The organism is Plebeiibacterium marinum, from assembly GCF_026013615.1.
GTDB lineage: Bacteria > Bacteroidota > Bacteroidia > Bacteroidales > Marinilabiliaceae > Saccharicrinis > Saccharicrinis marinus_A.
Genome location: NZ_JAPDPI010000008.1, coordinates 93,878 through 106,199, shown reverse-complemented (window position 1 = coordinate 106,199; position 12,322 = coordinate 93,878). Strand labels below are relative to the sequence as shown.

Sequence of the window (12,322 nt, the reverse complement as noted above, 5' to 3'; positions counted from 1 at the left end):
ATAATACAGCTATTGATTTCAAGGCTTATTTACCAATACATATATTATGCTTCTGTATTACAAATCATAAATGGTACGAGCCTTAGGCTTGTCCTTCCTCATTTTTTTATAGCGCCACTCGTTGTACGTTTCAGAAAACATGGGCGCAAAGTTTTCTTCAGGGGCAGGAGCAGGTGCAAAAACCAGATTTCCTTCCGGATCGATAAGGTAGTAAGTAGGAAATGCTTTAATATCATAATCGAGCAGCACCTTGGCATTATGCGAAAAATGCAGGAATGTCCATTTGTACTTATTCTTCCTCACAAACTCATAAGCTTTATCAGGATCTTCATCCGTTAAAACCGTAACTATAACCATGTCACGCTTATACATCTCGGCAAACTGACTCAGGATCTGAAAATCTTTTTTACAGGCAAAATTCTCTGTATTTGCAAAATTCAGGTAGATAAACTTACCATTAAAATCTTTCAGCTCCCTACTTTTACCTGACAAGGTGGTTAAGGTAAACCCCGGAGCAAGTACCCCTACCCGCAGTTTGGTAAACTTATGAAATATATTTCCAGCAATTTCTTTATTCTCTTCACCTTCACATTCCTCTGTAGCCCTTTTCATCAGGGTAATAATTTTTTCTTTATTATAATTGCCTGAATAAAAGCTGTCATACAAGCCCTTAATAACCACAAGTTCAGTAAGCGTCCGGTTATAAAAAAGCGAATCTTTGCCAAAAGCTACAGCCAAACTATCAAAAGATTCCACATTGGGCCAGATTGCTTTTACATTCTCTCCTTGTTTGGAATTGAAATATGAATAAAAGAAATTGGAAAATACCTGGTTAAAAGCATCCCAGTAGGGATCTAAAGTATATTGTACAGGCTTGTTGCTGAAGTTCTCATCTATCAGTTTTCTTTTATTACTCGAATCAATAAAATTCCTAAGGTTAATATAGCTATAGTTTTTATATTTCTGAAACCAGCTATCTTCTGAAGCTGGAAACTGTTCTTCAGACTCTTCAATAATTTGATAGGCTAGTTTTTTATTATTGGTCAGTACAATCTTTTTTATATTATCGGCAAACTTCTGATTGTAATACAAATCAAAATTCTGCACATTTCTATTAATATCCACCCCACTATTATCTTTTACACCTAACAAAACCGGCTCTGGCATAAAAAACGGATTCATTTTATTCTCTTCTCGCAAAGGTTTATAATGTGGCAAAACAACATTATAGGCCTGTCCCGGCTCAACAAGCAGGTGCCCTTGCATTTCTCCCAGGTTGATATATATCCTGGTAACATCTTTAACTTCAAATGAAACAGAAAAATCCCCAGTCTTTTGAACCCTAAAAGTCCTTAAATCTTTAAAGTCACGTGTAATATAATTACTCTGATATTGTACAGTAAGGTTCATACTTGCGTACTCCGGAGCATTTCCATAAATAGTAACGCTATCTATTCTTTCTGCCCCAACCCACTGTGCAACCGCAAACAAAAAAAAGACAATTATATATCTCATTACTTATGATCCAACTTATAATTATCCATCTTTTCCCTGATCTTTTCAGGAATGAATTTACTGGCATCTCCATTATGCCTGATAATATCCCTCACAATAGATGAGTTAACGGGTGTATGCTCCGGTGTGGTCAGCAAAAAAACCGACTCAATACCACTCATTGCTTTATTCACCTGTGCTATGGCTCTTTCGTATTCAAAATCTGCAGCAGTACGTATCCCTCGCAAAATATAGCCTGCATCAAGCTTTTTAGCAAAGTCAACTGTCAGCCCCTCATATTTATCCACTTTTACTTTAGGTTCATCATTAAACAAATACTCAACCCATTCAACCCTTTTCTCAACAGGGTAAAAATCCTTTTTTTGAGCATTATATCCAATGCCAATAATAATTTCATCAAACAAGTCTACTGCCCTGTGGACAATATTTTCATGACCAATAGTAAACGGATCAAACGATCCAGGAAATATCGCAACACGCTTCATTCTCTCAAATATTATTTAGCCCAGGGCTAAAATTCAAATCAGGCCTTAAAGTTGTAAAAATACTTTCAGCACACAAAACCCAGACTACCAAAACTTAATTTTTAATGCCGCAAAAGATGCCATACGGAGTAATATCAGCCCATGCTTAAACCGGCTTATATTAGTGTCTCCATACTTTCGCTCCCGATATCGAATCGGCAAATCGATAATTTTCAGATTTAGCTTATAGGCTCCAAACAACAAATCAAAATCTCCAAAAGGATCAAACTCCCCAAAGAATTTCCTGTTGACAGCCAATTTTTCATAATCACGCCTAAACATAACCTTAGTTCCGCAAAGCGTATCCTTGATAGGCCGCTCAAGAATATAGCTGAACAATTTACTAAAAAAGTGATTCCCTATCATATTAAGAGGCCTCATGGCATTCTTCTCCATTGGATAAACCAGTCGAACACCATTTATAAATTCCCCCTTCCCGGTGGTTATGGCATTATAAAACTTAGGTAAGTCCTCAGGTGGCACTGTTAAATCCGCATCCAGGATCATCAAAATATCGCCAGTAGCAGCCGCATATCCCTTACGTACTGCATCCCCTTTCCCTTTGCCATCCTGCTGCATTATTTTAATATTGTGCGTATCCTTATATTTTTCCCGGATTTTTTGGATGGTTTCCCAGGTATCATCAGTCGAATTTCCCTCTACAAAAATTATTTCCAACCCTTTACCAAATTGGGGCATTCTTAATATGGCCTGTTCTATATTTCCGCTTTCATTCCTGGCAGGAATAACAACTGAAGTTGTATACTTTGAATCAGCTTGTTCCGGAGTTAATGTTTCAGGAATAGGACGGGCAAAAACGAAATGATTTAACCCAAGTCTGTTCAACAACGGCAACCTGCTTACAAAACGATTGACAAAGCCTGACACCATCGGAATATTATAGGGCAGAAACATATTCCTGTTCTCCTTATAGGTTTCAAAACCTGCCAGATAAAGTAAATTTTGTATATCCTGACTCGACAACCAGTTTTGCACTGGTGATTTTCGCTTGATCCTAATAAATTCGGCAAATCGTATAACAGGCTCCCACATTCTATTATAATAAGTTACAATAAGCCTCGTTTTCTCATGAGAAACACCATGTAACTTATTCAACACCTGCTCTATATCAGACAGCACCCCAATCAGGTTCGACATCACAATCACATCAAACTTCTGATCCAGCTCAATTTCTTCGGCTGCCATTTCAAAAAATGAAATATCTGGAAAACGTTTTTTCGCAAGCGCTATCATTGCAGGAGAAAAGTCGACCCCCGTTTTAGCCCTGCCCTTGATTGAGTCCAACAAATCACCACTCCCACACCCGACTTCCAGGATAGAACTTTCAGGATGAATAAAATAATTACAATACTTAGATATAAAATTCCAGTAGTAAGATCGTTTCTTTCTGTACTTAACCCACTTATGGGCAAATGCTTCCCAATATTCTTTTATTTCGGCACTATATAATTGCATGATCTATTTTCCTTCAACTGTTGAATTTAATTCCAACTGGTTATCTAATTGCGAATAATCAATTTTAAACAAATAACATGGTTCCTCATCTCCATACATTTTTTCTAATTTAAAAATTTCAGGGTACTCATTTACCACTACTGACATATATCTTTTTATGGTATTAATAGTCTCTCCTGTGTACTGCTGAGGAGTTTTTCGCAAACTCGCCATCATTATATGGGTAATTTTATTTCTTTTAAGGTGACGAACCAACTCCACAGCATCTCCCTCGGGTATCCGGTACACTCCATAAAACTTTCTACCCTTGCCATAAATTCTTGCAATATTAGGTTTCCGACAGGCTACATAGATACTATCCTCACCCAAATTTCTTTCCACATAATCAACCATCTGCAAATAACTTACCCAATCCGGAGTAAAACCGGCAAGCTTGTCTCCTCTAATATTTTTCGACAATGTTTCAAGATCAATTGTTTCAACTCCCCTCTTTAAACTGAATCCCAAAGAAACACATAAAAACAATGGCAATATCCAAATAATAATCTTGTTGTTTTTTTCTTTTGAAACCTGAAACACAACACTCACAAGAAACAACAAGACAAAGGGTACAAGGGGAATAATTAACCGGCACTGATCCCATAGCCGTTGGAGAGAAAAAAAGGTAATCCCCAACATTATTGCCAGATACACTGCTGTAAAAAACAAATATTTATTCCTCTTGGGAAACCAAAAAAACCCTAATAAGAAAACAACATACAACATGATGGTTATTGCGGGGTTTATGGTGTTTTTACTAATCGCCTTAAAACCAACAATACGCATAAAATGCTTCGATAGATAGAGGTTTGAATTATCCTTAAACCGTTGTACAAAACCTGCAACATCCTCTTTCCCCTTACTGCTATCATAAGGATTTTTATTAAGCAATTGAGCAGTTTGCATCCCTTTATTACTTGGCAAATCCCAAAAAACACTTTTTATCCCCACAAACAACATAACCAATAAAACAAAACCCAATAAAACAACAACAGCCCGTTTATATTGCCCATACACAAGAAAAAATATTACCAAGGCCAAAACTGCACCAAAACCGATTGTCCTTGTAATAAACATCAACCCGGCAAACAGAACAATTAACCCAACATCCTGTATTTCATGTTTTGAATACTTCAGATCAGCACCCTGATTCTTATCCACATACTTAAAAACCAATACAAAAAAGAAAGCCTGCAGCATCATAAAAAATGCCTCAGAAAATGTTTGACTGGAAAAGAAAAGAAAATAGTTGCTAACACTTAAAATCCCTAACGCATAAAACAAACTTGTATACGAAACCCGTCCCTTATACGCTTTAAAAAAAAGAACAAAAGCTATAAAATTAAATATGAGGCTAGATATTTTCAACACAATTAAATTCATCCCAAACAGCCCAACAAACAAAGAAAGAACCATAGGATATAAAGGCCCTTGGTACGTAGGGAATTTTCCTGTTTGCCAAAAGTTTAACGCCCTTGTGATATAAGTTGAATCATCGCCGGCAATACTCGCTCTCGCATTAAAATATAATAAACTAAAAATCAAGAATCCTGCTGCCAATACATAAAAGATGGCCCTTGCCCATTTCTCCAACCAACCTTCCAGGGATATGCCCTGTAATAATATTTTCTTTTGACTTTTGCCCTGTATCATCTACTAAAAATTATTCAATTTCCTTTTTACGATATGCATTTACAAACAAGATATTGCCCATATTATCATATTTTGTAAAACGTTCTGTTCCATTCTTGATATCTTCTGACGAAAAACCAATTATAGTTAAATCTGCATCATGACTCTGTTTTTTAATGATACTTTCTTTATTGTCCCCTTCACTAAAAGGAACCATCTGCACATTACCCGGAGCAATAGGCAACCTTCCGGACTTAATCCTGTCTAACCATTTCTTCCTCTCTTCATTGCCCTCTTTAGCAGGAACCAGGGAATAGATTTTAATAAACCCTTTTTGCCAATCGGGATGACCTAATATTATATATGCCAACAATACCATTAGGTTTGCATTATGAAAATCATGACGCCCAATCCATACATGAATCTCCTTTTTATAACCAAACCCTTTTATGGAAGTATTTAAAAAACAGACATCCATTTTACATGAATCAAACAACATATAATTATCCAGAGCATTTTTTAAGGACTCTGGTTTATCGCTCGGAAACTCAAACAATATCAAGTTACTGCCCTTACCTGAAATACCAGATAACTGTATTACCTGTGCAATTGCCGAAGTATAAGAAGGGCTTATTATTGTATCTATATACACACGGGTATTACTGCCCTTGGCACGGCTAATCAACCTCTCCAAAGTTTTTTTTGAATGATAATATGTTTGGGTATTCAAAAAACCTTCAACATAGTGAATGTAGGTGCCAAATCCATATTTATGTGATATCCATCCAAGTAAATCAAATGCACTCTGGCGTTCAAACGAATCTGCACTAACACAAACAGCAAAGGGCCGCCAGTTATATCCCTGCTCTTCTTTATTTGCCTGCTGAACAAATATTTGTATCTGTCTGCTTAATTGAAAAACCACACCTTTAAACAGTTTTTCCAAGCCTCTCTTCTCCGGCCTGTATTTACTTATAATCAAATAAATAACACCCATAATCACTACAGAAACAAAAGCATATGTCAAATTCATTTTAAACATCAGCCAAAAAGAAAGCACAGCACCAGCAAGGGAATAATACCATTTATTATGCTTAAAAGTAGGACGATAGGAAGGGTCTGCCGCAAAATTTTCCAAAAAACTTATTAAGCAAATAGCCCCATATGTCACCATAAAAAACATGGATATTATTTGCGCCACAAAGTTAACATCACCAATAATTACAAAAAAATAGGCAATTACAATGGTAACCAGACTTCCATTTACGGGATCATTATCCTTTTCTTTGCCCTTTGCAAACCATTTATTAATATGGGGATAAGGCAAAATATTATCGAAACCAATTGCCTGCAAAGTTCTAGGCGCTACTAAAATAGACCCTATGGCTGAAGATAACGTGGCAGCAGCCAAACCAATAGGAATAATTGGACCCCACAAAGCTATTCGCTGCATTATCAACTGGTCTCCAGCCAGTTCTTCAGGCGTAGCCGAAATGGTTAGTTTATATGCAATTCCAACATAAACAACCATTCCTATCAATGTTGCCCATAAGGTTCCCTTAGGTATAGATTTTTTGGGATCTTTTAAATCGCCGGACAAACCCAACCCCGCAGCTATACCTGTAAAAGCAGGAAAAATTATAGTAAACACATAAAAGAAACCTTCTGAATTTTCGGCTGTGTGATTCAATAACAATGTATGTGGTTCTGTATCTGCAGATCCCATAAAAAAGAGGATTATTGAAAGAAACAAAATGGCAACAACAACATACAAGGCTTTCATTCCAATGTTAGCTCCTCTGATTACTACAATAATGCTCAATAAGGTCATCATAATTAAGGTGACCACCTTTTTAAAAAGCAGAGGATCTATTTCATATGACAGGTAAGGCAACACAGCATCAAAAGCCTCTCCAAATGCAATAATATAAAAAGCCACACTAATTGCTTGCGACAAATACAAGGCTATACCAATTGCACCTCCGATATTAAGCCCAAAAGACCTGGATATAATATAATACGCTCCGCCCCCTTGTACTTTTTGATTAGTAGCAATTTCTGCAACAGCAAATGCGGTTGGTATGGTAACCAGATGCCCAACAATAATGATGGTTAACACACCCCAAAAACCAACATTACCAACAGCCCACCCAAAGCGAAGAAATAATATAGCCCCCAAAATGGTTGAAATAGCTGTCATAAAAACAGGCATTGAACCAAATGTTGCATTGGGGTTTGAAAGTGTTTTTTGCATTATTCTGATGTTATATTTAGATTCTCAAATGTATAAAATTATAACAAGAATTGCATTTCATTATTTATAACACCGGTACGGCCTTATCAAAAACTTGACAAAATTCATCTATTTCACCATTGATCAATTAATTAATAATCCTTATCTTGTAAATATTCTTAATAGGTTTAGATTTTACAGAAATCTTTGAGGAAGCCGGAAAAATAGGGGTGTTTTTCCGGCTTTTTTAATAATCTCCCATCCCCTATTTAAGCATTTGTTTTCCTAATTGTGAGTCGTAAAATTTACAGCCATGTATTATTTTACTATTTTTGCCCAAACCCAAATATTTTAACATGAATACAAGAACACAATTATCTAATTCCAAACAGATTCTGTTGGGAGTTCAGTTTCTCTTTGTGGCATTTGGAGCCACCGTATTAGTTCCTCTACTGGTTGGCATCAATCCGTCAATCGCACTATTTTCAGCAGGAGTAGGAACCTTAATATTCCACATGATTACCAAAGGAAAAGTCCCTGTCTTTTTAGGCAGTAGCTTTGCATTCATTGCCCCTATCACAGCCGCCACTGAAAAATTTGGTTTTGCGGGAACCCTATCTGGTATTATTGCGGTTGGAATAGTATACTCTGTTGTTTCATTTTTAATCAAACTCCGAGGAGTTAATTTTATTAAAACATTTTTTCCTTCAGTGGTTGTAGGCCCTGTAATCATGGTTATAGGTTTATCACTTGCTCCTGTAGCTGTAGACATGGCTAAGAACAACTGGATTATTGCCGGAATTTCTTTACTATCGGCAATCATTGCTGTTGTGTACTTTAAGGGAATAATAAGATTAATTCCTGTATTTATTGGCATAGTTGTTGGCTATTTATTGTCGCTTGCCATGGGCAAGGTTGACTTTTCACCGATAGCAGAAGCTGCATGGTTTCAACTGCCATCTTTTACCCTTCCTGAATTCAGTTGGGAAGCTGTATTATTTATGATTCCGGTTGCCATAGCCCCATTAATTGAACACGTTGGTGATATATATGCCATTGGTGCTGTTGCAGAAAAAGATTTTATGAAAGATCCCGGACTAAACAGGACCATGCTTGGAGACGGTATTGCCACAAGTTTTGCCGGTCTGGTGGGAAGTGTTCCCAACACTACTTATTCTGAAGTAACAGGAGCCATTGAACTTACCAAAGTAACAAACCCAAGGATACTTAGGATCTCAGCCATTACTGCAATTCTTTTTTCTGTTATCGGTAAAATCAGCGGCATACTTAAATCCATCCCCACAGAAGTCCTGGGAGGAATCATGCTTTTGCTTTTTGGAATGATTGCCAGTGTTGGTGTAAAAACACTTATTGAATCAAAGGCTGATTTTCATAAAACAAGGAACATGGTTATTGTTTCTGTTATTTTAACCATTGGAATAGGTGGAGCCTCTATCGACTTTGGATCTTTTTCGTTAGCAGGAATTGGTTTAGCTTCCGTAGTAGGTGTTATCTTAAATTTAATACTGCCTGGAAAGTCAAAAGAAGTACATATTGAAGGTTCAGAAGAAGAAACCGATGTAAATTAAAGCCATAACTTATAAGTTAAAATCCCCCAACAAACACGATGGGGGATTTTAACCTGGTATTATTTTAATTTTAAATTATCCAAATCTCTCAATGGTCTGATCCATATATCCTTAAAATAACCATCAGCCACTAACTTTTTCTTAATTTTCAGCGACTCCCGATAACCATTAAATTCTCCAAGTATATAACGGGTAAATCCATCAACACATTTCACCTCCACAACCCCATTAACTCCACGTCTGGTAAAGAAGCTCATATCTTTTAACGGCCCTTTTTCAAGTGCTAAAATCTGTATTGTATAGCCGGGACGTGTACTGATAACAAAATTATCATCCCTTTCAACTATCATAACCGGCACAACAGTTTTAGGTTTCACAACTGCATTAGAAACTGTAGAGGTATTGTTTTCTGTTTCCATTACTATTTCAACTTGTGATATACCAACATCCTCCCTCTCCGGTCTACGTTCAGCACCAACCCCCTTATCCTCTGCAACACCTTCAACAGACGGCTCATTTATTACCACATTTTCTCCCTCAACCACACCTTTCACCTCATGCTCAATTGCATCTTGTCCCGGGTCAGTTACAACTTCAACATCGGCCTTAGTAAGAGGCGCATCCATAGCCACATCAGTAAAAACAACCGGCGTCCGCTTATCCAAATAACTCATATCCGGGGTAGCATTTACATATGACACCTTCTCTTTCTCCTGCTGCGAATTTGTTTCTTTTATTTCATACTCATAACCAACCTCAAGAAACAACATATAATTTCCGTTAGTAGGATTTGGGCGATAATCTCCAACCAGCCTCTTATCCTTGCGCCTGGTTACCAAAATCCTCATATCATTCATATTAGTACCTAAGGTCTCGTCAATCCTACCCTCCACAACTGCCAGTTCGGTATTATCATCAGTTTCAAACTTCACATGATATATATCTGAACCTCCATAATTATCATCAAATTTAGAGGAAGCATAATATGCATGGCTTTTATTCACCGTTGGAACGAAAAAGAAATCATCATCCGGGGTATTAATTGGATACCCCAGGTTCACTGGTCGCCCCCATGTTGAATCAGCATTCATTTGGGCGTAAAAAACATCCAGCCTCCCCATTGAATTATGTCCTTCCGAAGAAAAATACAATGTTTTTCCATCATAATGAATCATCGGGGTTTCTTCATCATACTCAGTATTAATATTTGCACCAAGGTTGATAGGATTACCCCAAACCCCTTTGGCATTTTTTTTTGACATATAAATATCGATACCTCCAAAACCACCTTCCCTGTCTGAAGTAAAAAACAAGGTACTCTTATCTGCAGATAATGACCCATGCGTTTCCTGAGCAAAACTATTTATGGGAAATGGAAGCTTTTCGGGTTCCGACCAATTATCACCATCAAAATGGCTGATGTACAAACTCTTTCCATGCTCATCATTTCTAAACAAAACAATATCATCCCCATCGGGAGATAGAGAAGCTGCTGCTTCGTGCTCATTTTGACGGAAAAACACCTTTAGCAAACGGGCACTTTCCCAGTTCTTAGCAGATAACGGTACAGAGTAAATCTTTTCAGCATATTGTCCATCAGGAAGAAGCGATAGTTTAATCCAATTCCGGCGGGAAGTAAAAAACAATTGATTCTCGCTTACACCAACCAAGGGACTATGGTCATCGTACATTGAGTTTACTTCACTACCCATATTCTCTACAACTATATCAATGGGATGCTCCAGAAAAAAATTAGCATTATGGCAAACCTGTATCTCGCGTTCTAATTCTTTTTGCACCAAGGTATCCTCATCTCCAAGGTGCACCAACAGATCTTCATAAATCTCAACAGCTTTTAACGGCTTCAGCAAAACCTGATAGGCCTTACCAATAGACATCCCAAACTCCCGCCCAAAATAACCGGTCTTTTGTTCATCTGTAAGAACATCCATCCCTTTGTTAAAATATATCAAAGCAGTATCAGCCCCATCAGAAGTATTCAAATAACATAAACCAATATTAAACAGGGCATCTAAATCTTTGGGATCACTATGCAAAATAACCTTCAAACTACTGATTGCATCCTTATAATTACCCTCATCGGCAAGATGCAAAGCCCGCTTGAACAACTTAGCATTTCTTTTTCCATCTGAATTCTGGGAAAATGTAAGACAAAAAACAAAAAAGAAACATCCTAGGACAAACAACGCTTTGTTAAACACCATTTTCATGCGTAAAATTTTTAATTCAACATGAATTATATCAAAACCATCCTTTTTTTGTTAAACGAAATAAAAAGGATTCGATCTTTCCACCCGACTAAAATAAATACCAAACAACTGATTTAAAGTGCAATGTATAAATTTTAAGTAGCATTCTAAAAAACCACCATGCAGCAAAACAGCTAAAAAATCTCAAACCACTTATATTAACATAAAGTTACTTGTTTATAACCTCTCCAAAATCCCCATACTTAGCGGTATATCTGCACTTTATACATTTTCCATTTTTTGGAACAATATGTATAACTTTTGAATATTTTTTGAAACAAAACGCAGAAACAGACTACAAAAGCCATTAAACATCTTTTAGAACGAAGCCAACTGTAGGTACATTTTCAATATTGATACATGAATCTGCTTTTAAATATTTTCTCAGTTTTGCAATAAAAACATCGAGACTCCTGCTATTAAAATAATCATTATCGCCCCAAAGGCTATTTAAGATATCGTCACGCTTGACCAATTCATTTTTTGAAGCCGCCAACATTTTCAGCACTTCATTTTCCTTATAAGTGAGCCGCTTTGATTCTTCCTTAATTTTTAGAAGCTGGTTTTTATAATCAAATACAAATCCCCCTATTGTATATTCATCTGCACAATAAACCGGCTGAACCACGGGATCACATCGACTCATAATGGCCCTTATACGACACAGCAGCTCATCTTCATCAAAAGGCTTCACAACATAATCATCAACACCTAAGTTAAAACCCTTTATTTTATCTTCCTTAAACGTTTTCGCTGTTAAAAAAATTACAGGTATCTCCTTATCCTTTTCCCTTATTTTTTCAGCAATAGAAAATCCATCAAGGCCAGGCAACATCACATCCAATATGCAAAAATCAAATTTATAACTATTAAAAGCATTTAATCCCTGTAAACCATCCTTATACAGTTTAACATCAAAACCATTTGATTCTAAAAACTCAACCAAAAGGAAACCCATACTGGTATCATCTTCAACTAATAATATTTTCTTTGGATTCACGTCCATAATATCTCATTAACAAAATAAAAGGCACCAAACTAATT

8 protein-coding genes are annotated in these 12,322 nt (G+C 36.7%); 1 reads left to right on the top strand and 7 read right to left on the bottom strand.

Translation table 11 applies throughout. The annotated features are described in order from the left end of the window. Positions 1-57: 57 nt before the first annotated feature. The 5 genes from OM074_RS05995 to OM074_RS05975 form a co-directional block, all read right to left on the bottom strand. Positions 58-1,515, bottom strand: coding sequence for a TlpA family protein disulfide reductase (locus OM074_RS05995; RefSeq protein WP_301198455.1), 1,458 nt, complete (start codon positions 1,513-1,515; stop codon positions 58-60). Next, positions 1,515-2,000, bottom strand: a complete 486-nt coding sequence (gene coaD / locus OM074_RS05990) for a pantetheine-phosphate adenylyltransferase (protein ID WP_301198454.1) — start codon at positions 1,998-2,000, stop codon at positions 1,515-1,517. The genes OM074_RS05995 and coaD overlap by 1 nt, the downstream gene beginning before the upstream one ends. 84 nt (positions 2,001-2,084) lie before the next feature. Continuing rightward, positions 2,085-3,515 carry a glycosyltransferase gene (locus OM074_RS05985; protein ID WP_301198452.1) on the bottom strand — a complete coding sequence of 477 codons (1,431 nt, stop codon included), beginning with the start codon at positions 3,513-3,515 and terminating at the stop codon, positions 2,085-2,087. A gap of 3 nt (positions 3,516-3,518) precedes the next feature. After that, positions 3,519-5,207, bottom strand: coding sequence for an ArnT family glycosyltransferase (locus OM074_RS05980; RefSeq protein ID WP_301198450.1), 1,689 nt, complete (start codon positions 5,205-5,207; stop codon positions 3,519-3,521). A gap of 10 nt (positions 5,208-5,217) precedes the next feature. Beyond that, positions 5,218-7,440 (bottom strand): amino acid permease, encoded by a 2,223-nt coding sequence (locus OM074_RS05975; RefSeq protein WP_301198448.1) that lies wholly within the window; start codon positions 7,438-7,440, stop codon positions 5,218-5,220. Between the two features lie 335 nt (positions 7,441-7,775). Here OM074_RS05975 and OM074_RS05970 point away from each other — a divergent pair, with 335 nt between their 5' ends. Next, complete coding sequence (locus tag OM074_RS05970) at positions 7,776-9,008, top strand: uracil-xanthine permease family protein (RefSeq protein WP_301198446.1); 1,233 nt, start codon at positions 7,776-7,778, stop codon at positions 9,006-9,008. 59 nt (positions 9,009-9,067) lie between these two features. On the opposite strand, the gene OM074_RS05965 is transcribed toward OM074_RS05970, so the two are convergent. Beyond that, entirely contained in the window at positions 9,068-11,239 is a 2,172-nt protein-coding gene (locus tag OM074_RS05965) for a hypothetical protein (protein ID WP_301198444.1), read from the bottom strand. 346 nt (positions 11,240-11,585) lie between these two features. Then, complete coding sequence (locus OM074_RS05960) at positions 11,586-12,284, bottom strand: response regulator transcription factor (protein ID WP_301198441.1); 699 nt, start codon at positions 12,282-12,284, stop codon at positions 11,586-11,588. Positions 12,285-12,322: the final 38 nt, after the last annotated feature.